General features: G+C 57.4%; 23 protein-coding genes. 8 read left to right on the top strand and 15 right to left on the bottom strand.

All coding sequences use genetic code 11. The annotated features are described in order from the left end of the window. The first annotated feature begins 322 nt into the window (after positions 1 to 322). The 8 genes from QLQ16_RS15345 to QLQ16_RS15310 all read left to right on the top strand — a co-directional run bounded on the left by QLQ16_RS15345 (position 323) and on the right by QLQ16_RS15310 (position 3998). A complete protein-coding gene (locus QLQ16_RS15345; RefSeq protein ID WP_283225531.1) occupies positions 323 to 577 on the top strand; it encodes an AbrB/MazE/SpoVT family DNA-binding domain-containing protein in 255 nt (84 codons plus the stop codon). Then, complete coding sequence (locus QLQ16_RS15340; RefSeq protein ID WP_283225535.1) at positions 571 to 891, top strand: type II toxin-antitoxin system PemK/MazF family toxin; 321 nt, start codon at positions 571 to 573, stop codon at positions 889 to 891. Before QLQ16_RS15345 ends, QLQ16_RS15340 begins: the two co-directional genes overlap by 7 nt. 103 nt (positions 892 to 994) lie before the next feature. Further along, entirely contained in the window at positions 995 to 1621 is a 627-nt protein-coding gene (locus QLQ16_RS15335) for a glycine zipper 2TM domain-containing protein (RefSeq protein ID WP_348534224.1), read from the top strand. Positions 1622 to 1726: 105 nt separating this feature from the next. After that, the gene (locus QLQ16_RS15330) at positions 1727 to 2005 is read left to right on the top strand and encodes a type II toxin-antitoxin system RelE/ParE family toxin (RefSeq protein ID WP_283225530.1); all 279 of its coding nucleotides are present in this window, start codon (positions 1727 to 1729) and stop codon (positions 2003 to 2005) included. A 10-nt stretch (positions 2006 to 2015) separates the two neighbouring features. Beyond that, the gene (locus QLQ16_RS15325) at positions 2016 to 2339 is read left to right on the top strand and encodes a HigA family addiction module antitoxin (protein ID WP_283225529.1); all 324 of its coding nucleotides are present in this window, start codon (positions 2016 to 2018) and stop codon (positions 2337 to 2339) included. A gap of 200 nt (positions 2340 to 2539) precedes the next feature. Continuing rightward, complete coding sequence (locus QLQ16_RS15320) at positions 2540 to 2782, top strand: AbrB/MazE/SpoVT family DNA-binding domain-containing protein (protein WP_283225528.1); 243 nt, start codon at positions 2540 to 2542, stop codon at positions 2780 to 2782. Next, the gene (locus QLQ16_RS15315) at positions 2779 to 3174 is read left to right on the top strand and encodes a type II toxin-antitoxin system VapC family toxin (protein ID WP_283225527.1); all 396 of its coding nucleotides are present in this window, start codon (positions 2779 to 2781) and stop codon (positions 3172 to 3174) included. The genes QLQ16_RS15320 and QLQ16_RS15315 overlap by 4 nt, the downstream gene beginning before the upstream one ends. 242 nt (positions 3175 to 3416) lie before the next feature. Then, on the top strand, positions 3417 to 3998 hold the full coding sequence (locus QLQ16_RS15310; protein ID WP_283225526.1) for a hypothetical protein: 582 nt from the start codon (positions 3417 to 3419) through the stop codon (positions 3996 to 3998). 66 nt (positions 3999 to 4064) lie between these two features. Here the strand turns inward: QLQ16_RS15310 and QLQ16_RS15305 are convergent, their stop codons facing one another. The 15 genes from QLQ16_RS15305 to QLQ16_RS15235 form a co-directional block, all read right to left on the bottom strand. Then, positions 4065 to 5726: a hypothetical protein gene (locus tag QLQ16_RS15305; protein ID WP_283225525.1), complete on the bottom strand. Its 1662-nt coding sequence runs from the start codon at positions 5724 to 5726 to the stop codon at positions 4065 to 4067. A gap of 57 nt (positions 5727 to 5783) precedes the next feature. Further along, on the bottom strand, positions 5784 to 7376 hold the full coding sequence (locus tag QLQ16_RS15300; RefSeq protein ID WP_283225524.1) for a hypothetical protein: 1593 nt from the start codon (positions 7374 to 7376) through the stop codon (positions 5784 to 5786). Between the two features lie 255 nt (positions 7377 to 7631). Further along, positions 7632 to 8381, bottom strand: a complete 750-nt coding sequence (locus QLQ16_RS15295; RefSeq protein WP_283225523.1) for a hypothetical protein — start codon at positions 8379 to 8381, stop codon at positions 7632 to 7634. 94 nt (positions 8382 to 8475) lie between these two features. Then, positions 8476 to 9480 (bottom strand): type II secretion system protein, encoded by a 1005-nt coding sequence (locus tag QLQ16_RS15290; protein WP_283225522.1) that lies wholly within the window; start codon positions 9478 to 9480, stop codon positions 8476 to 8478. Further along, positions 9481 to 10566: a type IV pilus twitching motility protein PilT gene (locus tag QLQ16_RS15285; RefSeq protein WP_283225521.1), complete on the bottom strand. Its 1086-nt coding sequence runs from the start codon at positions 10564 to 10566 to the stop codon at positions 9481 to 9483. 33 nt (positions 10567 to 10599) lie between these two features. Further along, on the bottom strand, positions 10600 to 11505 hold the full coding sequence (locus tag QLQ16_RS15280; protein WP_283225520.1) for a hypothetical protein: 906 nt from the start codon (positions 11503 to 11505) through the stop codon (positions 10600 to 10602). A 34-nt stretch (positions 11506 to 11539) separates the two neighbouring features. Beyond that, positions 11540 to 12241, bottom strand: a complete 702-nt coding sequence (locus QLQ16_RS15275; RefSeq protein ID WP_283225519.1) for a type II secretion system protein — start codon at positions 12239 to 12241, stop codon at positions 11540 to 11542. A gap of 113 nt (positions 12242 to 12354) precedes the next feature. Beyond that, the gene (locus tag QLQ16_RS15270; RefSeq protein ID WP_283225518.1) at positions 12355 to 13617 is read right to left on the bottom strand and encodes a type II secretion system F family protein; all 1263 of its coding nucleotides are present in this window, start codon (positions 13615 to 13617) and stop codon (positions 12355 to 12357) included. 19 nt (positions 13618 to 13636) lie between these two features. Next, entirely contained in the window at positions 13637 to 15445 is a 1809-nt protein-coding gene (locus QLQ16_RS15265; protein WP_283225517.1) for a GspE/PulE family protein, read from the bottom strand. A gap of 184 nt (positions 15446 to 15629) precedes the next feature. Continuing rightward, the gene (locus tag QLQ16_RS15260; RefSeq protein WP_283225516.1) at positions 15630 to 16037 is read right to left on the bottom strand and encodes a hypothetical protein; all 408 of its coding nucleotides are present in this window, start codon (positions 16035 to 16037) and stop codon (positions 15630 to 15632) included. 52 nt (positions 16038 to 16089) lie between these two features. Further along, complete coding sequence (locus QLQ16_RS15255; RefSeq protein ID WP_283225515.1) at positions 16090 to 17430, bottom strand: hypothetical protein; 1341 nt, start codon at positions 17428 to 17430, stop codon at positions 16090 to 16092. 83 nt (positions 17431 to 17513) lie between these two features. Further along, the gene (locus QLQ16_RS15250) at positions 17514 to 18950 is read right to left on the bottom strand and encodes a type II secretion system protein GspD (RefSeq protein ID WP_283225514.1); all 1437 of its coding nucleotides are present in this window, start codon (positions 18948 to 18950) and stop codon (positions 17514 to 17516) included. Positions 18951 to 19124: 174 nt separating this feature from the next. Further along, entirely contained in the window at positions 19125 to 19739 is a 615-nt protein-coding gene (locus QLQ16_RS15245; protein WP_283225513.1) for a hypothetical protein, read from the bottom strand. After that, on the bottom strand, positions 19736 to 20572 hold the full coding sequence (locus tag QLQ16_RS15240) for a TcpQ domain-containing protein (RefSeq protein ID WP_283225512.1): 837 nt from the start codon (positions 20570 to 20572) through the stop codon (positions 19736 to 19738). The genes QLQ16_RS15245 and QLQ16_RS15240 overlap by 4 nt, the downstream gene beginning before the upstream one ends. Then, on the bottom strand, positions 20569 to 25812 hold the full coding sequence (locus tag QLQ16_RS15235) for a zincin-like metallopeptidase domain-containing protein (protein ID WP_283225511.1): 5244 nt from the start codon (positions 25810 to 25812) through the stop codon (positions 20569 to 20571). The genes QLQ16_RS15240 and QLQ16_RS15235 overlap by 4 nt, the downstream gene beginning before the upstream one ends. Positions 25813 to 26054: the final 242 nt, after the last annotated feature.

The raw sequence follows: 26054 nt of genomic DNA, 5'->3' as shown, positions 1-26054 counted from the left end.
AGCCGGAACATGCGTCCTGCCCACAGGTGCCGACGGTGTCGGCGTTGAGACCCTGTCCCCGATCAATTCAGGTGGGGGAGTTTGAGGTGGCCATAAGTGGGGGAATTTGGGTGGCCATCAGGGTCCATACTGTGGTTATTGCCGCAAAGCAAAGTTGAGGGCATTGTTGTAGAAGTACTTGTGCCGCAGGAAACTCGGTCACAGATCAATGATCAGCTGTAGCCAAAGGTGCGTGCTCATGACACGTGGTCACCAAACCCCTTGTGTTACGGATTGACATCAAGAAGGGTATGGATTAACATTGTTGCAACTGGAGAAGATCATGGAAATTGCAATCAGGACCATTGGGAACAGCAAGGGCGTGGTATTGCCCAAGCCACTTTTGGCACAGGCAGGACTGGAAAATCAGGTAACGGCCAGTGTCACATTGGAAAACGGACACATCGTTCTGAGCAAACCCGCCAAGAAGGTCCGCGAGGGCTGGGCCGACGCTGCAACAGCCGTTGCGGCCAATGGCAACGATACTTTGTTGATGGGTGAGTTCGGCAACGCTGACGATGCGGGGTTGGTCTGGTGAGGCGCGGTGAGATTTGGCTTGTGCATTTAGACCCAACTGTTGGTAGTGAAATCAATAAGGCACGTCCTTGTGTTGTGATCTCGCCCGCTGAGTTGAATGACAACTTGCGAACCGTGATTGTGGCCCCTATGACCTCGAAAGGTTTTACTGCGCCGTTTCGAGTGCCGGTAACACATGCGGGCAAGAGGGGGTTGATTGTGCTCGACCAGTTGCGGACTGTAGATAAGGTGCGTCTGGCCAAGAAGTTGGGAGCCGTCTCAGCGAAGGCATTGACGGCAACGTTAATGACGCTGCAAGAAGTATTCACTGAGTAGACCAATCCTTGCTTCGAAGAAAAAAAGAGCCGTGATCGGAATTGAACCCTTGTCAGCGTACTACCTGGATTGAGCGTTAATGAAACACTAAGGAGAGACCTCCATGCAAAACATGGTCGCCGCAATCGCTTTGCTCACAATGTGCGCAGGGGCTCAAGCTCAGGACGTGGCTCGAGTCATATCGCGAACACCCGTCTATCAACAAGTGGCTGTCCCGCACCAGACCTGCACTCAAAGCGTTCCTGTGAATGCGGGCACAAGTGGGGCTGGGGCGATGCTGGGCTCTATCGCAGGGGGTGCCATCGGCACAGCGCTTAGCGATGGCCGTGGTCTGGGCACAGTGGTGGGTGCTATCGGGGGTGCCCTTTTGGGTGACCAGATGGAGAGCATAAGCAGCAATCAACCCGTCACAACTTGCACGACCCAAACGGTCATCGAGAACCGACAAGTCGGCTTCAATGTCGGTTACGAATACGCAGGCAAAACTCACAGCGTGCAATTGGCTCAGGACCCGGGGCCTACCCTGACAGTCCAAGTCACGCCCTTGGGCATATCAAGCGCTGTGCCGGTTGCTACCTCTCAACCCGCGGCGTTACCTCAAAGCTCGATTTACGTTCCACCTCCAGTGGCCTACATTCCGCCGCGTGTGATTCATGTCCCCTCAGCGGTGCATCATCGCCCATGGCCAATTCGGGCCCACATCCACTTTGGTGCGCACGGCCTGTATTGAGTGCTGAGTGGTGGCCTCTATGTGCCGAAAACAGGAAAGAAATTCATGTCGAAACGTGTCACTGGTCATTGACATCTGTGTCGCGTAGCGTCACACTTCACGTGAATGATCAAGACCTTCGCGCACAAAGGCATAGAGGCCTTTTTCAAAAATGGAACAAAGGCAGGCATCCAGGCGGCGCATGCGGCCAGGCTGGCCAGGCAATTGGCACAGTTGAACCAAGCTCAGGCAGCACGGGATATGAATCTGCCGGGCTGGCGGCTTCACCCCCTGTCTGGAGGACTTGATGGGCACTGGGCGGTATCGGTCGGTGGCAATTGGCGCTTGACGTTTCGGTTTGATGATGGAAATGCGATCTTGGTGGACTACCAGGATTACCACTGAGGTACAAGAGATGAACAGAATGCACAACCCACCCCATCCAGGGCTGACGCTGCGAGATGACGTTTTGCCTGCCGTGGGCATGACCGTCACTGATGCGGCACAAGCCCTCGGTGTCACGCGCCCAACTCTTTCGCGTGTGTTAAACGGCGCGGCTGCGGTGTCGCCGGAAATGGCCTTGCGCCTGGAGCGGTGGTTGGGTGTGGAACATGGCGGACGGGCTGATGTATGGCTTGGCATGCAAGCCTCATACGATCTTTGGGCTGCTGAGCAGAGGACCAAGACAGTGATTCGCAAGGTCAAGCCTTTGTCAGTTCTGGTGCTGGCGACCGCTTGAATCTCTGGCGGCAGGTTGATGGCATCACCAGGCAATGACCTCAAGGAGTATGCCGGTGCTTGGGATGTGTGCATCAAAGATCAGTGGCGACTGGCCCCGACTGAGCTCGGCCATGTACCCACGAAAACATCCGATTGATTCTTGAAACCGCTTGACACCTGTCATTGCTTACATTAAAGTAAGGGTAAATGGAGTGCCACATGACCACTGCAACACTGACCACCAAAGGACAGATCACTATCCCAGTTGGCGTGCGCCACGCACTCAAGGTAGATACAGGTGATCGTGTCGAGTTCGTGCAAATAGCGCCAGACCGATTTGAGTTTGTTGCGGCCAATCGCAGCATCACGGAACTCAAGGGCAAATTTGGAAAGACAAGCAAGCGCGTGTCGATCGAAGACATGAACAAAGCCATCGCCAAGCGTGGAGCCAGTGCAAGATGATCGGCCTTGATACAAATGTGCTGGTGCGCTACATCATGCAAGATGATGCAAAGCAGTCGGCAAAAGCTGCTGCCTTGATTGAATCATTGGATGCAGATCACCAGGGGTTCGTTACCTTGGTGTCTGTGATCGAGCTTTATTGGGTCTTGACCTCTTGCTACGACTTGACGGGGTCGCAGGTGAAAGAGGCTTTCGAGGGTCTGCTTCGGGCCAAACAAATTGTTGTCGAGCGAGCTGAACAGGTTCTGCGGGCCTTGCGTGTCTTTGACGCCGGTAAGGCTGATTTCGCAGATTGCCTGATCGAGCGCACGGCCTCGAATGCAGGGTGCACAGAGACCATGACTTTCGATGCTGGGGCCGCCAAGCATGCAGGCATGACATTGATTCGTTGACGAGCGTGTCCGAAGATTTGTGTAAAAGGGTTGAAGCCAGTCTGTGGCAGCTTAGCGTGCTTTAAATTCCGTTTTCTACAGCGACCCCGATTTGAATGCGCGTGATGCAAGAAAAATCGAAACGGCACCACCTGAGGTTATTGAAGATGCCATTGCCAGGCTTGAATCAATGCTCGAGGCATAGGGGCTGTCAACGGCTCGTGTAAGTTAATCGTTAATGAATCATCAAAGGGAGACCGCTCATGAAAACTTTCCGCACTTTTGCATTGCTCGTGTCAACCGCAGTCTTGTTGGGGTTGGGGGGGTGTGCTGGCACCTACAAGCCCAAAGACATTTTGACTCAGTTCAATCCTGGTGAGCAGTCCATCTATGTTGTGGTGCCGGGTGCACCTAAAAAGCTAACCGAGATCAAAGACTATGCGAAGCACTGTGGCAAGCAAGAATTGACAGAGATTATGTCGTCTTCAGTCAATACTTGGACTGCCGAGAATGTTTGTCCAGACATTGCCAAGTGGCAACGAGTCGCCGGTGTGTATCAAACAAAGGTGTGGGGTATGGAGGGCCTCAAAACGACAACAGCCCTTGCACCTTCAAATATGCATATCGAAGCTGACGACATATTGGAAGTCAATTTGTTCATTTCACGTGATGGCCTAATTACAAAACCTGGAGTCGTCAAACGCATCGCTCGCAAAGCCAAAGACGCCACCAAGGAGTCCGGCTGCTACTGGGATGGCGGCAAAGGTGCCACCACGGCATTCATTGGCGGTGGAGCAGTGTGCGATGGCTGGAACTGGCGTGATCAAAAGTTCGCCAAGGAATGAACATAATATTCATGTCCATCACAAAGGGCCGCATCAGCGGCCCTTTGCATTGGTGCCCTGTCCAGATCAATCGGGGCTGTCAGATTCGTCTGTGTAGTACGCCGTGGCCATGCAGTGGTACAAGGTTTTCTGGTCGCGGCCATACCCCGCATTGATGCAAGCTTGGCGCTTCTTTGTGAAGTCCTTGGCGTTGTAAGCAATATTGGGGTGGGTGTCCGCACGGGGTGTGCCACCGGGCTCAAGTCCTTGTGCGAGGCACTGCGCCCGGGTCAGCGTGACCGGACAGTTGCCCTCGATGAGCTGGCGTGTGGCCTGGAAGTTGTTGCCTGACTCTGGCGTGCCGGGATTGCCGGACTGGATGTGCTTGGCCGAAGCGGCTGCATACAAACCTGTGCAGTGGGCGTTGTTGCAGTATGAGCCATCGCTCACACCCATGCTCACTTGCTCAGGGGTCATGCCCATCTGGCCGAGCCAGTTTTGCTGAGCGCTGGACAGCGGGCCACCCTGGATCAGGCCGTTGATCGTGGCGTAACCCATGCCGGCACCGGCGGCGATGGTGGTGCCCGCGATTGCTGGTGCGATTGCCCCTTCAGCAGCAGTTGCCGCCACAATCTGCCCATTAGCCACAGCCCAATTTCCCGTACCCGCGATCATCGCCCCCGCACCCCAGGTGAGTGCAGCTGTCACCAGCATAAAGGCAATACCGGTCCAGCTGCTCTTGGACTGTACGTTGCGATAGATCTCTTCTTCGATGTTGGGGATGTTGCCACCCTCAAGGTGTTCCAATACAAAGCCTGCAAAAGCCAGTTGATCCGGGTGTGTGCACGTGGTCGTTCTGGGGCAGATGACGGCCATCATGGAGGGCGTCACGTTGTTGCGCTGCGTGGACATCGACAAGGGGGCTGCCAGGTACACCTTGGGCTTGGCGTAGCCTACGGTAGTGGTGGTAATTTTCTTTCTGAGCAAGTTACCGCTCGTGGTCTGGCGTTGATCCAGGCGCAAAGAGGTTTCTACAAAAAACGCATAGGGGGCTTGATGGTGCATCATGGCCTGGCCAACAGCCACTTGTGCGGCCGCAATGTTCATTTTGTAGAACGTGGGATCTGAAGGGGCTCCGGAGTGCTTGGGGTAAAACGGATCAATGCCCCGGGTGTAAGGACTCGAGTTTTCTGATTTGTCACGGAACATGCGCCGAACAATGTGCCAACGGCCGTGCTGCGGGGTGTAATCGGTGACCAGTAGTTTTTGGGTGCCGTCTGGGTATTTGTAGGTTTTGATGATGTTGATGCGCAGCTCCCCGCGCTCAGGCAAGAATCTGGCCACTACCCAAGGATGGGGCTGAATGGTCGGTTGCATCCAGGCCTTGAGGCCTACCTCTGCACTGGACAGACCCAAGACACCTGCCGCATGCTGGCCCAGGGCCATCCATTGCTCGCCTGCATAGTACTCCCGCCCATCGACCTTGCCCCTGTGGCCCTGTGGGTTAAATATCGTGGCCACCTCTTGCCACTTGTCCACTGGTACCTGGTACTGAAACGCGCAGTCCACCACCGAGCATTCGTTTCGGTAGGTGGGCATCGTCCAGCTGGATTGGCCTACTTGCTCTGGCGTCTGCGCTTGCACTTGTTGCAAGGGTGCGCTCAGGGTGGTGAACACCATGGCGTTGGCCAGCAAAGTGCACACGACTTTTTTGAAGGTGCGAGAGAAGGTGATGAGGGAGGTTTTCATGAACGTCCTTTGGGGTGAGGCAGCGATGAGGTCGAATTCATTTCGAGCAGCGGAAAATCAATCGGCCAGGCACGAGGTGGCATCGATGCGAATCGCGCCTTCTCCTCTTCCGGCCACAATGGTGCGCATGAAGATGGTGTTTTGTCCGGCACGCAAATAAGGGCGCAAATCAACATTCAGTCCAAGGCTCCAGTTGGTACTGAGTTCTGGCCAGCCAAAGGCGTTGGCTCCATACTGGACTTTTAATTCGTATGCGGTTTCACAGCCCCAGTCGCCGCCGCAATACGTATAGGGAACGCTAACAGTAGAAAGACGATCCCCACCATAAGGTCCGACATAGGCCACATTGCCATTGACTTGAAGCATCAGCCAATCGTCGAAAGACGCTTGAGCCAGGGTGAATTTGGAATACAAATCCTTGTTGCTGATGTTGAAAGTCATGGAGCGGTCATAGACCGCACCGTACCCGCCCCAATAGTTGTCGGCAATGGTCCCCAAATACAGGCTGTAGGTACCGTTGCCACCGGGCACCCAGCTCATGGCCATGTCACTTTGAGTGGACTCCAGTCGCATGTTGTTGGCGTTGGAAAGCGTGCTGTAGGTGGTGATCGGTGCCATGTATTGCAGCCCCAGCACACTGGATGACGGCACCAAGGCGTTGGAGAAACTATCGATCACCTGGTTGGACAGGGACTGGCTGGTCATGTCAAGCGTTTTACTGACATCAAAATTTTCGGTAGGAGAAATGCTGCTGCCCTCAAACCGATTAACTCGTGTGGCTGCAGAATCAGTCTCTACCATCTGATAGCGGTCCACCGTGGTCTTGAGGGTGTAGCCGCGCCTGCCGATGTTTCGGAAATTCCCCGAGCTGCAACCGGTCCGGTCGTACTCGCGCCGGTCGTAGCTGACGGATATTTGTGGCTGGTAAATCGTCTCGCCGGTGGATGGATCTTGAGACTCGTTGTAAGCGGGTGCAACTTTGCGCACGTAGTCGATCATGGCCGAGACGGACGCGGTCTCTGCCATGAGGGCTTTGGCATCCACGTAAGCCGTTGGACAGCCAGAAGTCAATTTATTGGCCAGGCAGTTGACCTTGAACTCACTGTCCGTGCCTGACTCATCGAATGCCCCCCCAGTGTTGATGGTGGTCCACGCCGTGGCCGGCGTGCCATCGAGTTTCCTGAGCTGCCACTTCAAAACACCTGCATCGGCATAAGTCCATGTTTGAGGCAAGCCTGCCTCGGCAGCCAACGAGGTGTAGAGCATGTAGACCGTGGTCGGGTCCGGGTCCACGACTTTGGGGTCGCCGGCAAAGACATGTCCGGTTTCCGTGACTGTCACGCCCCAAGACAGCTTCATGTCGCGCGTGGCACCTCTGGGCCTGACTTGCTGCTCATAGATGAACACCCCAGAGCCCACTTTGCCTTGGGACATCACGCCTTTGATGATGGTGGCAATCTGATTGGCTTTGGTGGGCGACATGATGGCTTTGGCGGCTGTCACCATTTCTGCCTTACTCATGGTGCCCATGCCGTAGTCGCGCACAGATACAGCCATGGGTCGAACATCGGCCACCTTTTGCTGTTGATTGGCACTGGCTGCAGCGAGTTTGCTTCCCCCAAAGTTCACGGCCACGGTCTCGGAGGTCATCGCGCTTGAGGGGGCACTCAGTCCAGTGACGCTTTGAATGGTGCGTAAACCCAATGTGCGTGCACTTTGAGCGTGTGCAGCAAGGGGGACGAGTGCGCAGGTGAGTGCGCAAAAGAGCCAGATCACCCAGCCACGAAAGGCCGTTGGGTTGCCGCAGCGGATGCCCCTTTGGGTGGGAGGGGGGGTGTCGGTGCCGACTTGGCATTGATGCAAATTCATGATGTGACTCCAAGCGATGGGGCTGTGGCGACCGGCTTACTGGACTTGGCCAGGAGACATTGCGCCGGGCATGATGCCGGGGATGGCCGGGATGCCCAGGACGCCGGTGGCCGGTTGCACATTGATGGGTGACAAAGGAGCGCCAGCACGCGCGACTTGGCGGGTTTGCGAGTCCACCCACTGCACCTGGGCGTGGCCTGATGGGGGCGTGCTCGTGGCTACGTCCAAGGTCTCGTCCCCAATCCGAATCGTGCCGCTGGCTTTAGCGGAGGGCAATGGTGCAGCAGACGCAGGCCAACCCGCTGAAGATGCATCAGCCAAAGCATTCGACGCGACATTGTTGGCAGCCAATGATCCCGAGTTGGGCAGGGCAGGTGCCACACCCGGTTTCATGCCCGAAGGCATCGGCAATGGCTTGAGTAAAGTGACGTTGCCCGACTTGGATGGGCCTGTGACGGCCATCTGGGCCAGGGACTCAGCCCGGGCCCTTGTTTTTTCTGAATCGGCACGCAGGTTGGCCAGAACCAAATCAGCCGCGTTTTGCGCTTGCTTGACTTGTTCTTGGCCAAGCTGGGTGATCAACTTGGATTTGTTCAGCTGCCGGTGTAAATCTTCTTCTGACAAGGGGCGGCCGGTCATGGGGTTGACGCCACTGCTGGTGCTTGTCTCTGTTGCGTTTACACCCGTTTGAAGGGCCGCCGGTGATTGCGCCCAAGCGCTGGGCGCGGCCAACAAGGTGGCCAACAAGGTGGCTAACAAGGCGGTGGTGTGGACGGGGGATTTCATAAAAGGTCTCCTGAGGTGGAAGGTGGGGTTTTAAAACTGGGGTGTGGGTTTTGAAGGCTTGGGACTTGATGGCTTGGATCTCGATGGAGGGAACTCAATAGGACCCCACAACGGTTCGCTCCAGTACCGATCCGCTAGGCAAGGTGGTGCTGATGCGAGCGGTGTAGCCTGGTGAGCGCATCGAGGCGGTGGCGTTTTGCGGATTGCGCACGGCATCAGAGCTGTTGTCCAAAAGCAGCGTTCCTCCCCAGGGATCGGTCACATCGGCCACAGACAAGCCCAACACGGTGTGCGCTTGGCCGTTGGTGATGGGCACCGCAGCGCCGCCTGTGCTGGGCATAGAGCCCGCGCTGTCAAACTCAGCGCTCACAGCGCCTGCTCGATTGGTGCGGGCAAAGTAATCCACGCCCATGTCACGTGATGGGTTGCTTTGGTACCGGGTTACAAAGTAGCTGGCCAGTGCGGTACTGGCTCGCGAGATCTGCTCCATGGCCGTATTCACCAAATCGCCAACGAGTTTGCGACCGTCGATCACAATCCCTTTGTCATCCCCCCCTAAAGTGAGGATGCCTGCAGCGCTCAAGGCGGTGGCGGCATCAACAGCTCCGTCGTAGCCCGCCGAGACCACGGCAATCGTGTGGTAGGGGTAAGTCAGGCCATTGACGGTCCAGCTTTGACGGGTGGTGATGTACACACACAAACCTTGCCCCCAGCCGTCCGTGGCGCTTGCGGCCGATGAGCTGGGCAAATACCGGGCAAGGGGCGCAAAGGTTGTCGCCGGCGTGGCGCAGCGCCCGTTGGCATTGGGTGCAACCGGCGAGATCACACCAGCGGTCACTGTGAATACCGCGCCTGCAGCAGCGTCCACAAGTTTGACATCTTCTTTGTAGGCGCTTTCAAGCGCCATACGCAGATCGGCCAGTTTGGCCGTGGTGTCTTGCTTTCCAAAAAATGCCAGCGCTGGGTTCAGTGCGTCCGTGATGGTGGACATGAACAGTGCAGCCAGCGCCATGGCCACCATCATCTCGGGCAAGCTAAAGCCAGCTTGATGGCGTCGGGTGCGACGGGGCGGATGAGGGCGGGCGAGAAAAGTGGACATTTAGGCAACTCCAATGCGTTTTTCGAGGTAATCGCGCTTTGAGCTGGCTGTCAGCGCTGTTTCTCGGGTGATCAAACCGTTTTCGAAAAGCTGCTGCAGGCTGTAGTTGAGCGTGATTTGCCCCTCCGATCGGCCACTTTCCATGGACTGCTCGATAGCAATCAACTGATTGCCCGCAATGTTGGCCCTGATCGCGGGCGTGCACAGCAAGAGCTCTGATGCCAACACCCGACCGCCAGCGCTGGCCTTGACCAGGCGCTGTGCGATCACGCCGCGCAGCACCGAAGAGAGCACCGAGCGGGCCAAGTCCCGCTCTTTTTCTGGGTAAAAGGCCAGCACGCGCTCAACGGCTTCGGTGGTGTTGTTGGTGTGCAGTGTTGCAAACACCAGATGGCCCGTTTGGGCCGCAGCCAAGCAAGCTTGCATGGTTTGCTGGTCCCGCACCTCGCCCACCAAGATGATGTCTGGGTCTTCGCGCATGGCCGCCACAACACCGGCTGCAAAGTTCTCGCAGTCGTGACCAGGGCCCACCTGCCGCTGGCGCACGCGGCAAGATTTGTCCCGGTGCAGGTACTCAATCGGGTCTTCCAGGGTGATGATGTGCCCCTGCAAGGTGGAATTGATCTGATCGACACACGAGGCCAGCGTGGTGGATTTGCCGGAACCTGTGCCGCCGACGACCAAAACCAGACCCGTGGGGTGGTCCAACAGCTTCTTCACACCGGCGGGCAAGCCCAAGGTTCCCAAGGGCGGGATTTGAGAGGCCAGTTTTCTGACAGCGACGTTGATTTCACCGGCGCTGATGTAGACGTGCATGCGCACCCGCAAATCCCCTAAATTGGCTGCAAAGTCGTCTTGGCCACCTTTTGAGCCGACCAGCTCCGCAATGGTGCTGGACTGGTACCGAATGGCGGACAGCCAAGAGTTGATGTCAGTGGGCGTTGTCAGGTCCGCGCTGTCAGTCAATCGGGTCATGTCTCCCGAGCGGCGCAGCCAGATGTCGGTGTGCGGGCTCAGGTGCAAGTCTGAAACATCGTCCTGGCTGAGCTGTTCAAGCAAGGTTTGCAAAAAAGTGGTCTGTGTCATGGTGTCAGGTGTTCAGAAATGGGAGCGCCTGGATCAAGGCTGCAGCACGGTTTGGCGAATTTGCCCGCCCCAAGGCAGCATCACGCGAAGCGCCACACTGAAGGGCGCTGCCGTGGAACTGTCCTGTAAATTAGAAAATTCAATGACTCCCCCCAAGGGGGCAGTCACATCGGCCACGCTCAGGCCCAACAATGAGGCCACGCCCGTGGTGCTCAAGCTGCTGTAGGTGTCAACGCAGGGCAGGTTGAAGTCTGTTTGTGAGCAGTCACTCGATCGCCAAAAGTTGGCGTCGTGGCCCAGCACAGGATTGCTGCCCTTGCGACCAGCAAACCAGCTCATCAAGGCACGTGCTGCGTCATTGAGCTTGGCCTGGGATTGCGCATAGCGCTCAAAGTACCAACTTTGAGAGCTGTACACACGCCAGATGGCATCGCCCGTGAACTCGCTGACGGGCAGTCCATCTTGGACAATGGATGCGGCCGGTGCTTGGGTGGCTGGATACCAAGCGGCCACCTTTCTCCAGGGCACACAAGCGATAGAGCCGGAAGTGCAACCAGGGCTGGCCATGGAGGTGGACATGGCCAATCGCATGCCCGGGTAGCTTCGGGTGAGTACGGCTTGCAGCTGTGCCTCTGTAGGCGTGACAGCGGAGACGGCTATGGTGTCCGCTTCGCGTTCGTACCAAACCTGCAACTGTGCCAATGCATCGACCACTTCGCGGGCCATGCGATCTTCAGCGCCCGAGGCGGATTTGTTGACGGCCAGTGAAGCAAAAGACAGCACCATGACGGCGATCGCCCCCAAAATGGCTGACACCAAAATGCTCACAAAGCCTTGCTGCGGGCGCTGTTGACCACGGCGGCGCTGGCCTTGGTGAACGCGCAGCGACCAGTGCTTGCTGCCTGATGTCTGCCGTCTAGGGGAGGATCGGAGCGTCATGACGTTGTTCTTGTGTCGGTTTGGTGTCAGAGGATCAACGTGAGTCAGTGATCTTCATGTCGACGGTGCCAAACTCGGTTGCACCGGTGCCGGGTGTCGCGCGGCACTTGCCGTTGGCAAAAGTGGCGTTGGCCACCACATCCGTGGCCGCACATTTTTTGATGAACTCGGTGATGATGGGGTTGGGCACGTTGCTTGCGCGAAGGAAGTACACCCAGGTGTAGTTGCCGCCGTTGGCAGCGCTGGCCGCTTCCCTGTTGATGGAGATGGCGGTCGCGTCAGCCACGGCGCTCACCGTCACGTTGTTGGCTGCGTCCACAGGCTGGCGCTCCACGTAGGGGCCGCCCCAGCTGTTGGTCGCGGCGATGCCGTTGAACATATTGGCCGTCGTGGCATCTGTGCGGTTCCACAGCACGGACAAACGGCTGGGAATCCCGCCCAAGTCCATCTTGGCGCGGTTCAAAGAATTGCTCAAGGTGGACATGTCGCCCAGTAGTCGAACAGCTTTGCTGCCGTCGCCAGAAAACGAGCTCATCAAGATCAGGCTCATGATGGCCATGATGGCAATCCCTGCCATGATTTCAATGAGAGAAAAGCCCCGTTGCTTGCGAGCAAGCTCTTTTGTTTTGTGCCCCACAGCGAGGGGGGGCGCGGTCGTTTGCACGGTGGTTGGAGATGCAGCATCGCAGGCGGGGGCGATGGCAGGTGTGGACTGAAAGCGTGAGAGTGGTTTCATGGTGACAAGCTCCTTGGGGTTAAAAAAACGAGGGGGGTTAAAAAGTGGGTTAAACGAGGGGGACAAAAATTGAAAGTTGAAATTCAAGTAGAGGCAGGTGACTCGGTTGTGCCTTACAAGCTGTTGAGCACGGTGCCAGCCACGGGGTAATAGACGACGTAGAAAACGCCCATGACCGCTCCTGACATCAAAAATATGGAGACCAGCTGCAGCCAGGCCTTGGTCTGGTTGGTCAGCATCTCAATGTCCTCATTGAGCATGTTGGTGAAGGACTTGAGACCATCGGCCAAAGAACCCGAGTCCCGCGCTGCGCGGTAGCCGGAAACCACAAATGATGGAAATCCAGCGCTTTGCATGGCATCGCGGTCATCGCTGCCAGCGGCCAGGCGTTTGCTCATGCGCAGCAGCGCTTCGCTGGTTTGCTGCAGCTGGGCTGCGGGCCTGAGCACGGTGCAGATGTCCTGGCCGGGAATGCCTGCGGCGTACATCAGTCCATAAACTGACCAAAGCGAGGCATGCTCGGTCTTGAGGGCCAGATCCCGAAATGCTTTGATCTTGAGCGCCAAGCGGCTCCACAGGGATGATTTCCACAAGGTGATGGCACCCAGGCCGATGGCGATGTAGACAAGCAGTGCCAATTGCACATTCAGGTTGACCCAATCGACTGTGGCGTAGATGCTTTTGATGGCGTCAGGGATGTTGGTGCTTTGTGTGCCCAGGCGCTTAAAAAACTGCATGATCCGAGGCCCCAGCCCCAGAAAAAAGGCGGGAAGAGCCAGATACAGCGCAAGCAACATCAAAATGGGCATGCGAAGGGCTGAACTCAATGCGGTGTCACGTTGATAACGGGTTCGTGCCTCTGCGGCCAGATCGGTGAAAGCCTGGTGTGCGTTGCCCGCCTCACTCAAGGCCCTCACCACCATGGCGTCGCGGGGTGTAAAGCCAGCGGTCTGCATGGCCGCATGCAAAGGCTGGCCATCGTTGACTTGTGCGGCGACGATGGCCACTGCGCCCTTGAGGCGACCGTCTTGCAGGTACTCTTGGGCAGACTCCAAAGCGGTGATGATCGAGCCTTCGCGTTGCAAGCGCTTGCCCAGCGTCTCGTACAGCCTCGCTTTGTCGCGCAGATCAAAGTCCGACTGCACGATGAAGCCAAACCCCGAACTCAGGGTCTGGCTCACATTTACACGCACTTGCGGGCGTTTGAAGCCCATGCGCTTGACGCGGGCGAGGGCATACACGGACGAGCTGGCTTGCACCATGCCTTGGATCTTGCGTTTATCACCAGGATTGGGGGACAGGGCCGAGAAATTCCAATACAAGGACAAGCCTGACTGGGCCAGGACTTTGGGCTGGGTTTGCGAGGAGGTGCTCATGTTGATTGATCCGGTGGGCTTACTTTTCTTCCAAAGAGCCGAGTTTTTTGGCCTCTTCGATGGAAGTCAGGCCAAGGGCCACCAAGCGCAGCGCGTTGGCTTTGAGGGTGTATTCGGGGTTGATGCCTTCTTTGGCAATCAGGCTGGGGGCCACATTGCGCTCGATCATGTCTTTGACAGAGGGCGAAATCTTGAGCAGCTCATAAATCATCCTGCGGCCCCGGTAACCGCTGTGGTTGCATTCGATGCAGCCCATGGCGCGGCGAGGCTTGAGCTTTTGCTGGCCGCGTGTCAAAAATGCTTGGTTTTGCAGCAGCGTCACGGTCTCAATGCGCACGTCATCGCTCGCGCAGTGGCAAAGCGTGCGGATCAGTCGCTGAGCCAAGACCCCTTGCAAAACGCCAGCCACAGCGGTCATGTCCAGTCCAAAGCTGCGCAGCCGGGCGATGGCCAGGGCCGCATCGTTGGTGTGCATGGTGGTAAAAGCCAAGTGACCGGTGTTGGCCGCGTCCACCAACTCCAGGCCAATGTCGCCCTTGCGCACCTCGCCAAACAAGATCACATCGGGCGCTGAGCGCAGCAGCCCTTTGAGCAAGTTGTATGCGCCCGAGGCCTCTGAGCCGCCCGTATCGGTTTGAAACTGAATCCACAGGCCTTTGGAGTACTCAATGGGGTTTTCAATCGACTCGATCCAGCGCTCGACCGGATCAATCTCATTGAGCATGGCGTACAGCGTGGTGGTCTTGCCAGAGCCCGTCGGCCCCGTGATCAGCATCAAGCCGGTGGCGCGGTCCTTGACATCACGCAGGTAGTGCAAGGTTTCTTCATCAAACATGAGCGCATCGAGCTCAGCGGATTCGGCTTGCTGGTCCAAGATCCGCATCACGCAGCTGATGCTGTGGTTTTCTGATCTGCGCCGCTGCATCAGCTCGACGCGAAACCCATAGCGCAGGGCGATCTCTGAGTACTTGTCCATGTCCGAGTCCTTGAACTCGAAGCGGGTGTCAACCGGACCTTCTTTGACCTTTTCTGCAGGAACGCCTGCAGAGTTGAGCAGATGCACGATCACGCGCTGCCAGATCTTGGCTTCAAGGAAGGTGAACACAGTCCCCATGCCGCCAACTTTGTAGCGCACGACACCGCCGCTGTTGCTGGTCATGGGTGTCAGGCCGATATCGCTGGCCCCCAAATAGCATCCGTGGCGCATCAGTGCCAGCACAAAATCCCGCAAGACCCGGTCTGCCCCGTCGTCATCGAGGCTGATAGATTTGAGCTTTTGGTACAGTTCCATCGCATCTTTGCCGCTTTGGGCATAGGCGCGGCGGTAGATGGTTTGCAAGCTGCGCTCGGAGCACACCACAAAATCGTGTTGCCAGTGGGGGTAAAGAAGCTGGGCTTTGGAGGCATTGCGCGGCTCACACAGGGCCAATTGCAGACGGCCGTTGCTCACACCCACGGGCAGCATGGACTCCATCTGGGTGATGTGCATGCCTTTGTCAGCCAGTATTTGCTGGATTTCTCGGGAGGCGATGGCGTCAATTTGGCTGGGGGCAAAGTAGGGCCAATGGCTGATCTTGGCCTGCACGCGGGCCACGCCTTCGGGGCTTAAAAACCCATATTCCGCCGATCGCATGATCTCGGCCAGTGGTTCGTGCGTGAGGGATTGGCGTTGCAGCGCAATCTGGATGTGGCTTTCTGGAATGCCGGCATCGCGCAGCGCTCGCACTTGCTGGTCATCGGATGGCTCGACGTGGTTGTGAGCATGGCCGATCTCAGTGACTTGGCCCACTGAGGTGCTGGCGTCATTGGCTGAGGACGCAGTAGGCACGGACTCCGCGGCGAGCACGGGCACAAGCAAGGGACCCGGTACCGGCACGAGGGAGATCGTGCTTGCAGTTGTTTGTACAGGCGAAGATAGGGCCGCCTTGTCATCCAAAGGCACCGGCGCTGAAGCAAATAAATTGAGCAAGGTCATGGCTTGTGTCCAGGTCTTGGCATGCGCGGCATGGTCATCATTGGGGGTTGCTGTAAATGCCCACAAGCAACTCAAAGGTGTCACCAGACAGCTTCAGTTGCTCGACGGCCACGGCCTGCTCGGCGTTCATCTCTTGTGCCAGATACCGCTTGAAGTCGTTCAAAGACCGGTATTGCCCTTTGAGGCTGATGCGTTGAACGGGAAGACCGGTCAAGGTGTCCACCTCGCCCAAGGAGGTGACCTCGACCACGCTTTGACCCGAGGACGACGTGGGCGTGGCAATTTGCGTCAAAGTGAGCCCATAGTCACGGCTGACACTGGTCCAGGCGTTCACAGCCGAGGACAGCGCCACGGCGCGATCGCTCAGCTGCATGGCCCTTGCGGGTAGGACTTTGGCTGCGTTGATACGCTCTTGCATGGACTGAGCGTCAACATGTGCTTGCATGGCGGCCGCGCCCAGGCGCTTGTGTTGGCTCCAAGCGGGGAGCAACAGATAGTTAGCGAGCAGCAGGCAAGAGACGCTGGAGAGCAGGGTCAGGTGTTTGGCATTCATAGGTCAGGTACAACTCGCTGATTTGGGGCGTGATGGAGGGCGGCACGCGGGTGCAACCCTCGGGCGGGGTGATGCTCAAGGCTTTGGCCAGGGCTTGCGGCGTTTGTTCCGGGCTTTGCTCGGTGGACTGGACTTTGTGGCTGACAGTCAATTTGAGGGTCTGCGATTTGGCATCGATGACCACCTTGGCGCCTTCTTGCCAGACCGCGCTGGCTTTGGAGATGGCGTCATCGGCTTTGACGCTGCGCCGTTCAAGCACGGCCGCCAAGCGATCGGTGGACAACATCTGGGTCAAGGCTTGTTGCTGCTTTTGAAGCTGCAACTGATCGTCTTGCAACTGAGCGGTGAGCCCCTGATTCAGATAGGTCAAACCCGCAAGAGATGCCCCGCACAGGCCCAATGCTGCAGTGCTGACTCTTGAGCCCCAGTACCAGGCATTGCTAATTGGGATGCCCAAGATTTGCGGCTCGCGTGGGTAGGGCCTCAAGGCAGAACCACCGCCTGCACCCATGCCCAGACGCAAAATCTCATCGGCCGTAAAAATGGCTGTGCGCTCTTGGGTCCACTCGCCCGAGGCGGACAGGCGAACCGATTGGACATAAGCACGGATGGCCGAGGCGGGGTCGAGCCCGGCCAAGGGTACATAGTCCATTTGGCTGAGCTCGCCCGACTCGGAGCAAACCAGCAAAACCAGAACCTGCACGGCATCGCCCGGGAACAAGACGCCGGTCACGAACGGGGCTTGCAGCGTCTGCAAGGACGGTGATGTGGCCAGCAAACCTCGCAAGACGGCCAGCCCAGAAATCATTTGCACATCCTGTGGCAGGCTGTCCAGGCGTGCCTGAGTCGTGGCGTACAACCAAGGGCTTTGCAAGCGCCGAACCAATGGGCTGTCCAGCACGCCATCTGCCGCTTGGGCAGGACCTTGTCCGGTTGTGCCCGCTTGGCCTTTGTCCAAGCGCGTGGACTTTGGGGCCGAGCGTGGGACGGACAGAGGCTGATAGCGCTGCGCGAACACGGGCTCTCCAAGGTCACTGATGATGTCTTTGACCAGCACAGACTGTGCTTTGTCCATCAAAACGGATTGATCCTCGGCCGGCGCAAATGAAATGTAGGTACCTGGCAGGGGCTCGGTGACAGGCTGGGTGCTGGCTAAATGCAATTGCTCGGTCAAGCTCCACCAGGCCTCACGTGCGTTGCTCTGACAGTAAACGCCGGACACGCCTGCTGGGTTTGTGTTGGACGGATCACCAGATGAGCCGGTGGACGTTTCAGAGTTGTTCACGCTGAATCCACGCTTGCGTAACCAATTTGATGCAGCTGCTCTCTTGGCCTTGTCAGCCCACAGCCTGAATAATTTAGGCAGCATCAGATGCTCTCCGAAAACACGATGTCCATCGGGTCTGGTCGCAAAATCCGTGCATTCATGATGATCACGGTCTGGCGGGCGGCCGAGTCTTTGCTGTGGCCACCGGCGACTGCACCGATCAGGGGGGCATTGATGACACCGGGAATGCCCCGGTCAACGGCGTTGCCACGGGTGTAGCGGTTACCACTGATGACCACCGTCTCACCCGAGCGGATCGAGATGCGCTGGCCCCCGTTGCGAACCGATTGCTCGTACATCTGGATTTGATCGCCCAGCATTTTTTTGAGCTCGCCCAGGGTGACGGCACTCGGCACAATGGTGAGCACTGCGTTGTCATCGTCCAGGATGTTGGCGTGGATGCTCATCTGGATGCCGTCTGAGGCGTAGGCGCCGCTGCCACTCAGGCTTGTGGTGGCCGTCGTGCCTGAACCGGTGGTGGTCGAGGTGACCGAGGGCAGATAGGGCTTTTGCGTGCCTTCGAAGATGACGCCTGAGCTGTTGTTGGTGATCACCATTTGTGGGGTGCTGGTGACATCGACGTTGGTGAGGGTCTCCAGCGCTTCGATGACGCTGGTCACCGATTCTGAAGAGAAGCTGAATGATCCGGCTGGCGTGGTGCTTGTGCCCACGATGGAGCGGGTGTTCAGGCCAAACTTGCGGGTCCCGGCAGCGTTCAAAACCTTGTCCCACTGGATGCCGTAGCGAAACTCGTTTGACAGGGACACTTCCACCACGCGAGCGTTGACTTCGATCTGACGGCGGGCATCGAAGGCATAGCGGGACAAAAAGTCATGCACACGTTTTAAAGCTTGGCCGTTGGAGCGCACGGCGATCAGGCCAGCTTCGAGGTAGACCTGCACCTTGGCATTGGAGCCTGCCAGCTCTTCAATGAAAGCCTGAAACGCAGCAGGTGAATTGGTGTAGTTGCCTTCCACTTTGAATTCAGCGGACACGGGTGCAAACGTGGTGCCGCCAGACCCACTTGCACCGCCCGAGCCGCCTGAGCTGCCACCGCCAACTGGAGAGCCGCCGTATTTGAAACTGGTGTTGAGCAGTTTCTTGAGTTCATCGGCCGGGACTTTGAAGACCATGGCTGCGTCTTTGGTCAAGGTGACGCTGCGGTCTTGATCATTGATAACAGCCACATACCCGGCTTGCCAGGCCAGCTGACGCAGCGCTTGTGCAGGTGTGGCCGCTTTGAGGTGAATGGTGATTGTTTTGCTGACATCCACAGAAGACAGAGCACTCAGGCCATAGCCCATGCGCTGGGTCAGCTTGGAGGCCAAGTCGTACAAATTAGCGTTGCTCACTTGCATGCTAACGGCCTGACGCTCATCCATGGCATCAAAGGACCGTCCAACGGGGGGCATGTTGCCTGTCGTTTGAACGACTTTGGGGGCTTGGGTCTGCAAGGGGTAGGACTTGAGCTTGTCCATGCGAGCATCGACACTCGACTGCAGGGCCTGTGGCGTAGTGCAAGCGGCGAGCACGCAGGCACACACAAGAACAACCGCAGAGGATCGAGTAAATGGGGGGGAAGTAAGCAAAGTCATCACGTAAGGCCTCATGAAATGGTTTGGTGGGCGGGTAGCTGGTGTGCCAGTGACAGGTCAAGGGCGGGCGTTAGATGCGTTGCGCACCACCACAGAGGTGGGGCTCGCGTCCAAAATGGTCACATTGCTGGCATCGGTGGATTGACGCTGGCGAAGAATGTGTGCGGTCAAACCGAAGGGGGCCAACACTTCAGACAGCGTCGGCTCCAGTGCGGTTTGTGAAGCCAGCCAGGCGCTGTCGATCACCACGTCGCGTACCCGACCAAGCAAAGTTCCCGCAGGCTCCCAAGACAACTCGACGCTCTGGGACTTCAGCCATGCACCCAAGGCCACGCTCAGGCGTTGACCGGCTTGAATGGACAGGCGCTCGATCTGGGCAATAGGTGTTTGACCGGGCGTCGTGCCTGGGGTGGCAGCTTTAGATGTGACGGGGGACGAAGGTGGGGCCACTGTGGGTGCGGCAGGCAAATCGGATGTCGGTGCCGATGCGACCGTGTCAGCGCCAACAACAACGGGGACAACTGCAGATGAAGCAGCGTTGCCAGAAAGGACCTCAGCGCGTTCTACGGCCAGTCCCACCATGGGCTCGTCTTTTTTGGCGAGCGCAGTACATGGCAGGGCTACAAGCACAAAACTGCCAAGGGCTGCGCTAAAGAGAATGTGCATTTTCATTTTGTGGTTTCCTTTGCTTGAGATGGGGCTGGTGTTTGAGGCGAGGTTTGTGGACGTGGCGATGCGTTAATGGACAAGGTTTTCCCCGAGATGGCGTATCTGAAATCCACGCCTTGAGCGGCTAAATCGTTGGTCACAGCCGAAATGGCTGACAGCAAATCACCGCTGTAGGGCTTGCGCACGGTGAGCGTGATGGGCCAATCGAGCTTGGATTTCCAGTTCAGATCCAGCTGGGCAGCACTGGCCCACCGCTCAAGCGTTGCGCTTAAAAACTTGTCGCTCGGATCAACGAACCAGAATTGCTCTGCCAATAGGCAATACCGACCGATCACGATGGCCCCAGCGGGAACTTGTGGGCAGTTTTGTGTACTTTGATCTTTGGACAGTACGTCGCTCACGATCATCAAGCGGGGTGTAGGGAACTGCACCATGACAGCGGCTTGGTCGCTTGGGAACTGCTGCGCCAGGGATAAGACCGCTGAATGAATGTTCAGCTCGTCAATGACGCCGGTAGTGCTCAGGGATTGAGCGCTTTTCCACTGGAGCGTCATGCCCGAGGTTTTTGCCCAGCTTTGCAGTGTTTGGCGCACGTCACCTGCACGCTCGGCGCGGAACCTTTTGGGCTGACCTGCCCGGGTGATTTCGATCAGCTCCTCGAGCGCTTGTTGCTGGGTGTTTGCTTGGCGCACTTCACCAGATGCGCCGTCTGGCTTGGGGCCTGTGCCTGAGCAAGCAATCAACAAAAAACAGGGCAGTACCAAAGCACAGTGCTTGGCCGGGCGAAACAATCTGGCCGCGAAATGCAAGCCGGTGGTGGATGTCATGGATGTCATAGGGATGGCCCCACTTTTTTGGAAACAGAAGGGGCAGGGGAGCGTTGCTGGACGTTCGGTGACGGTTGTCCAGAAATACCCTGGGCCACGCTTTGGCCGGGCAGGCCGTGTGATTTGGGCAGGGGAGACTGCGCAGCTCCCAACAGGTTTTCTGCGTCTTTAAGCGTTGCTTGAGCAAACTCTTGGGGAATTCCAGCTTGGCGCATGGCCTCGCGCAGGATGTAAAGCGCTTGCTGTTCTTGTGAGGCGCCGACACCAAGAGAAGGCGCTTGCGGCATGACTTGCGCGTTGGCCATGCGCTGAATAACACCTTGTTGTGCGTCTTCATGCAGACGATCAAGGGGTGCGACCAGCCAGTCGTTGCGGGCTTTTGCTGGCTGGGAGCCAGCCTGCACGAGATCAATCCCCCTGTACGCGGCCACGACGGTTTGCCCGAGAAGAACGGGGGTGTTGTTGATCGCGCGTGGGAAATCAGCCGACCACAACAGCACAGGGCCTTGCTCGGTGCCCAGCTTCAGGTAATAGCTCAGTGGCTGGCCTTGGGTGAATTTCAACGGTGCCTGGCCATGCTCAAGCAATGTGCCCACTTGAAACTTGGGGGAGTCAAACAGGTTTTGCATGGAAGCCAGGGTGATTTCTGATTGCAATGGATCTGCCCCTAACTGGATCAAAGCATTGCGCAAGCGTTCGGCAGGGGGCAATGCAGGCTTCATCGCTTGGACTGGTTTGGCAGGCACGGCCAAACCCGCTTGAGAGTTTGCATTTGTGGCCACTGGAGGGGGTGCGTCTGTGGCCTTCTGTGTGTCGGAAATGCCAGGGGTCGGCATTTGAGCCAGCTCTTTTAGGCTTTGTGCATAGGCTTGCATCACCGGTTGTGCAAACCATGTGTTGCGATCCACCGTCTCCCATGTTTCTCCAGCTGGAAGGCCTGCGGCATCCTTTTGCGGCACCAAGGCTTGCGCTTTCTTGATTCCCTGAAAGGCCAGCAAGATGTCTTGCCCGATCCCGTTATGTTCGTCTGGCAGCATTTCAGCCAGGGCTCTGGGCAAATCCACCCCCCACACGGTTTGAAGTCCGGTCTTGGTTTGAAGCTTGACGAAGTAGCTGCTTTGCTCTTGGGGGTCGAATTTGTAAGGTGCCGGACCGTGCTCGATCAACTGACCGAGGTAAACACGGGGAGACTGCACCTGGTCATAAAGCTTGCCCAGCGTTTTTTCCATCGCTTGGGAATCGGTGGCTCCCTTTTGAGCCATCACGCCCCGAAGCTGTGCATCGAGTTGCTTGGCCGCCGCTGCAGACAACAGCGACGGTGCCGGTGTCGATTTGACGGGTTGCGGCGAGGGTGCGATGTTGACTGGTGGGCTGGCTTGGCCTGCGGTTTCAGGCTGGGGCATGGCGGAGGGAGCAACGCTGTTGGCCAGGCCGCCGACAGCCCCTTTGGATGCCATGTCCATGGCCTGCACTTGACGCCTTTCAGCCAAGCGAACTTGGTCGATGGCTTCGGGGACGTACCCCATCACTTTGATGTTCAGTAGCGATGCCTGAAGCCACATTTCTCTGCGAAACTCCACGGTTCCGTTCACATGCATCTCACGCCAGCCCTTGGCATGGGCCAATTGGGCGATAGAGGCGACGACCTCGGGAACGTGGTGGGCAGTATTGAGTTTGGAGCCCGTGTCTTCAAAAGCCAGATCCAGCTTGCCTTGACGGAAAAAGTATTTGCCCGCGCCATCGTGTTGGTACTCTTTGGCCAGTCGTTCACGCAGATCTCGCAACTCTTGGTACAGGTAAGTGTCCGGTCCTGGCTCAGGGGTGGGCTTAGCACTGCTGATGCTGTTGAGGCCGGGGGGCGCATTTGGTGCGTCTGCAGTGGAGTCCGTCTGTTTGGGAGGTGTGCCCAAACGCCCCATTTCTTGGCGCACTTGCTCTGCATCACGTGCGCGTTTGGCTTGCAGCGCCTCCAAGTTCAAATCGTTGTTCGGGTCAGGACGGGTAAGAGGGTCCGCCTTTGGGCCACCCGTTTCCGTTGGGGTCTGTGGGGGTGCCAACGGAGAGCTGCTTGCCGCTGGGGTGTTGGCTGGGTTGACCTCCGGGTTATCCGCGCCGGTGGAGGTGGGTATGAGGGCTTCTGTTTGAGCTGCCATAGCACCCACTGCATTGGCTGCACCTACTTGTACATCTTTGGGCAATGCAGCTGCATGCAGTTGCGCCAATCGATTCTTCCCCACCGAGCTTGCGGGGCTGGTCCGTTCCAGCACCGTGGCATCAAGGTAGGCGGACAACTGCGGCCCCTCTAACGGCGTGCCGTTGTGATGGATGTGCAAGGACTTGGCATCATCTTGGCCCGCCGCAAAATAAACGGCGCTGCTGAGTTGGTTGAATTCACCGATTTTTTCAGCCAACCCGCGCTCTGTTCTGGTCACGGTATAGGGCAGGGGCTGCTGGACATCACTTGTCTCGGACACTGTCACAGCAAGCGCTGCGGCATGTAATTGTGTGAGTTGTTGTGCACCCGGCGAGTGGGCTGGCGTTGTCCTTTCCAAAACAACCGCATCGAGGTAAGCAGTCAGCTCAGGCCCTTGGAGCCGTGCGCCGTTGAGGTGAATTTGCAGCGCTTGAGCGTCATCTTGTCCAGCCGCAAAATAAACCGCACCACTGAGTTGGCCGAATTGACCAATCTGCTCTTCATTGAATTCACCCACTCGGCGAACTTCAAAGCGGGGAAATGGCTTTACCGGTGAATTGGTCTCGTCAACAGGCGGGTTGGCTGTGGCCATGCTGACGGGCTCTGGACGAATTTCTGGCGTGTTTTCTATCGACACGGTTTGCGACAAAGGCAAATCCAATGCCTGGAGTTCATTGAGCGCCTTGACAGCGAGGGCTTGCTGGGCAGTCAATTGCCCCGATGGAGAGCCACCATCGACAGCCAGTGAGGCGCTTTGAGGTTGTTGCGGGCTGACATATTCCAGCAACGCCGCTTCAAAACTGGCGCGGATTTTTTGAGGGCCAGTTTCTGGGCCCCACTGCGCCACCAGGTCATTGAAGTCGGATTGATCGGAATTCAATCCCAGCGGGAACGCCAGCGCAGTCGATCCCTTTTGAGCCGCCAAAGTGGCTTTGTCTCGCCCTGGGTTGATGCCTTTTTTGGCAAACGTGGGCAAATCATCATCACCGGCCACCACCAACAATGCGTCGGGATAGCGTTTTCTGAATTGTTCAGTCACTTTGATCAAGTTGCCTGAGTCAAAGGAGACCACGCAGGGCCAGCCGGTCGCTTCGTGTGCGCTGGCGGCGGTGGCATAGCCTTCGGCAATCACCACAGGCTGACCGGCATCGAGTGCGGAATTGAGCGAGCCGATGACGTGGAACAACCCGCTTTTGCGACCACCCTTGAGATACAGCTTGTCCGTGCCGTTTTGCATCTTGCGAGGCAAGACCCGCTGCACATTCCACAATTTGCCATCCTGATCGACCAAGGGCACCAACAGCGTGCCTTGATCGGTGGTGCGCGTGCCATGGGCCTGCACGGATTTGCGCTCCAAATAGGCTGAAGTTACGTCTGGCGTGGCTTGATCCCACATGGCCAAGGCCTGAACAGCGGCGGTTTCTTGTTGGTTCAGGCGAACTTGTTCTTGGGCAGCGGCATCGGCTGCGCGTTGCGCTGCGGCTTGAGGGTCATCGAGGTTTCGACGTGTCTGCATCGATTCGATGGGCTCACGAGGTGTGAAACCGTTGTCTTTGGCTTGCTTGAGCAAAGTACCGATCGAGACGGGACCATCTGCGCGGATGCTGCGCCAAGTTGAAACCACCGAATTGCGGTCATAACCGTCGCCTGTCGAACTCCACTGGTCAAATAGATCCAAACCCAAATCCTTGGGGAATTCAGACTTGAGAGCCATGCCGATGCGTGCCCAGTCATCGCGTGGCAAATTGGGGGAGATGTAGGACAGCGCATCACGAACGTCGTCCGCGCTCAATGGTTGACGTGGCATGGCAATCACCTTGGTGGTATCTGGGGTCAAATTGGAAACAGGCCCTGTGGTGAGCGAGCGCTCTTGCTGAGCCGATGGCCTGGTTTCTTGCGCTTGCGTTTTGGGGGCTGGGCTTGGGGGCAGCGAGGGCGCAGGGCCGATGACTGCGAGCACTGAAGGCACGTCTTGGGAGAGTTCTGGGGCGAAACTCATGGCCAAGGCATGGATCTTTTCCGCATCAGCTGCGGCCCTGAAAATTTCCAGAGGGTCTTTTTTGAGCACACTCACCCAGCTGGCCACATAAGCTGCGTGTTGGCTGGGGTCGTGTGGCAGACCCAGCTCGGCACTGAGCATCATGCTGGCGATTTCTGCTCTCAACTCTTCGCGTGCATAGCCTTCACTTCGAAATGGATGGCTGAGATCTCGTTTGAGTCGAGACTCGTGGCCAGCCCAATGTCCCAGCTCATGCAGCGCTGTAGCGTAATAGTTGCGGGCAGTGGGAAACTGCACTTGAAGGGGGAGGTGAATTTCGTCGCGGGAAGGGCTGTAATAGGCCCGGTCCGTGGCAGCATGCTCAATGCGAGCGCCAGAGTTGGTCAAGATTTGTTCGGCTCGTTCGACTGGGTCCCAAGTGAGTGAAGGTGTCACCAGTGGAGCCAGGCCGTCAATTTGCTCGGCATTGAAAACCGTGGCGTAGAAGACCCGAGGGTTTTGCAGTTTGACGCGTTCTTGAACAGGGGCTCCGTCAGGTCCCATGACAGGGTTTCCAGCGGCATCCGTTTTGATGCGGGTGTCTTCGAACTTCCAATATTGGATGGAGGTGCCGCGCTCGCCTTTTCTGACTTGCGCGTCCAAGCTGACAGCTTGTTTATAGGTCAGCCAGCGCGGGTCACTGTGGCCCTGCGCGAGCAGGTGAATGGCATTGATGCCCTTGTACCGCTTGCCAGTGGTCGGATTGAGGGGCATCCCGCCTATGCCGCCGTCTGCATTCCAAGGCTTTTGCCATGGTGCGGTGCCCGCCTCGATTTGGCGGATCAGCTCACTGGCGACAACATCGTGAAAGGGCGTTTTGTCGGCTTTGTCGGATGCGGTGCGCGAGAACTGTGCGCGGCGGTCAATCGGAAAAATGACCTGGTCACGGGTCCGCTCGTGCAGGCCTGTGGCTATGTGGGCCGCGATGATGTTGATGTCTTGCGCATCCAGCGCTTGCGCTCCAGAACTCTTAATGCGCTCCAGCGCTGCTGGCGGCTGGACAACGCTTGGCAGCAAATGATCCAGATTTTCTGCATAGAGGCAAAAGACCTCTTCTGCGATCAATAGATCAGGCTGAGATCCATAGTCACGCCTAGCTTGTGCCCACTTTTGTGCAATGCCGTCCCGGCCTTGGGACAGCGCTATGGACTCTAGGACGCCACGTTTGTCGTCTGCGGAAAGGGTGTTGAGTCCGAAGTGGCCGATGATTTCATGGCGGAGCGTCTTGCGGAGATCTTCATCTCCACCCAGAACGGAAT

Origin of the sequence: Limnohabitans lacus, from assembly GCF_030053395.1 — a bacterium.
GTDB classification, from domain to species: domain Bacteria; phylum Pseudomonadota; class Gammaproteobacteria; order Burkholderiales; family Burkholderiaceae_C; genus Limnohabitans_A; species Limnohabitans_A lacus.
The sequence above is the reverse complement of the archived record's forward strand: the minus strand, read 5'-3'. Positions and strand labels throughout refer to the sequence as shown.

What these genes read in the sequence shown, in the direction of transcription:
- QLQ16_RS15335 (WP_348534224.1), top strand. Translation starts at nt 995, where the DNA reads ATGCAAAACATGGTCGCCGCAATCGCTTTGCTCACAATGTGCGCAGGG.
- QLQ16_RS15330 (WP_283225530.1), top strand. Translation starts at nt 1,727, where the DNA reads ATGATCAAGACCTTCGCGCACAAAGGCATAGAGGCCTTTTTCAAAAAT.
- QLQ16_RS15285 (WP_283225521.1), bottom strand. Translation starts at nt 10,566, where the DNA reads ATGACACAGACCACTTTTTTGCAAACCTTGCTTGAACAGCTCAGCCAG.
- QLQ16_RS15290 (WP_283225522.1), bottom strand. Translation starts at nt 9,480, where the DNA reads ATGTCCACTTTTCTCGCCCGCCCTCATCCGCCCCGTCGCACCCGACGC.
- QLQ16_RS15325 (WP_283225529.1), top strand. Translation starts at nt 2,016, where the DNA reads ATGAACAGAATGCACAACCCACCCCATCCAGGGCTGACGCTGCGAGAT.
- QLQ16_RS15305 (WP_283225525.1), bottom strand. Translation starts at nt 5,726, where the DNA reads ATGAAAACCTCCCTCATCACCTTCTCTCGCACCTTCAAAAAAGTCGTG.
- QLQ16_RS15345 (WP_283225531.1), top strand. Translation starts at nt 323, where the DNA reads ATGGAAATTGCAATCAGGACCATTGGGAACAGCAAGGGCGTGGTATTG.
- QLQ16_RS15295 (WP_283225523.1), bottom strand. Translation starts at nt 8,381, where the DNA reads ATGAAATCCCCCGTCCACACCACCGCCTTGTTAGCCACCTTGTTGGCC.
- QLQ16_RS15280 (WP_283225520.1), bottom strand. Translation starts at nt 11,505, where the DNA reads ATGACGCTCCGATCCTCCCCTAGACGGCAGACATCAGGCAGCAAGCAC.
- QLQ16_RS15270 (WP_283225518.1), bottom strand. Translation starts at nt 13,617, where the DNA reads ATGAGCACCTCCTCGCAAACCCAGCCCAAAGTCCTGGCCCAGTCAGGC.
- QLQ16_RS15320 (WP_283225528.1), top strand. Translation starts at nt 2,540, where the DNA reads ATGACCACTGCAACACTGACCACCAAAGGACAGATCACTATCCCAGTT.
- QLQ16_RS15250 (WP_283225514.1), bottom strand. Translation starts at nt 18,950, where the DNA reads ATGGACAAGCTCAAGTCCTACCCCTTGCAGACCCAAGCCCCCAAAGTC.
- QLQ16_RS15315 (WP_283225527.1), top strand. Translation starts at nt 2,779, where the DNA reads ATGATCGGCCTTGATACAAATGTGCTGGTGCGCTACATCATGCAAGAT.
- QLQ16_RS15275 (WP_283225519.1), bottom strand. Translation starts at nt 12,241, where the DNA reads ATGAAACCACTCTCACGCTTTCAGTCCACACCTGCCATCGCCCCCGCC.
- QLQ16_RS15310 (WP_283225526.1), top strand. Translation starts at nt 3,417, where the DNA reads ATGAAAACTTTCCGCACTTTTGCATTGCTCGTGTCAACCGCAGTCTTG.
- QLQ16_RS15245 (WP_283225513.1), bottom strand. Translation starts at nt 19,739, where the DNA reads ATGAAAATGCACATTCTCTTTAGCGCAGCCCTTGGCAGTTTTGTGCTT.
- QLQ16_RS15240 (WP_283225512.1), bottom strand. Translation starts at nt 20,572, where the DNA reads ATGACATCCATGACATCCACCACCGGCTTGCATTTCGCGGCCAGATTG.
- QLQ16_RS15300 (WP_283225524.1), bottom strand. Translation starts at nt 7,376, where the DNA reads ATGACCTCCGAGACCGTGGCCGTGAACTTTGGGGGAAGCAAACTCGCT.
- QLQ16_RS15260 (WP_283225516.1), bottom strand. Translation starts at nt 16,037, where the DNA reads ATGCAAGCACATGTTGACGCTCAGTCCATGCAAGAGCGTATCAACGCA.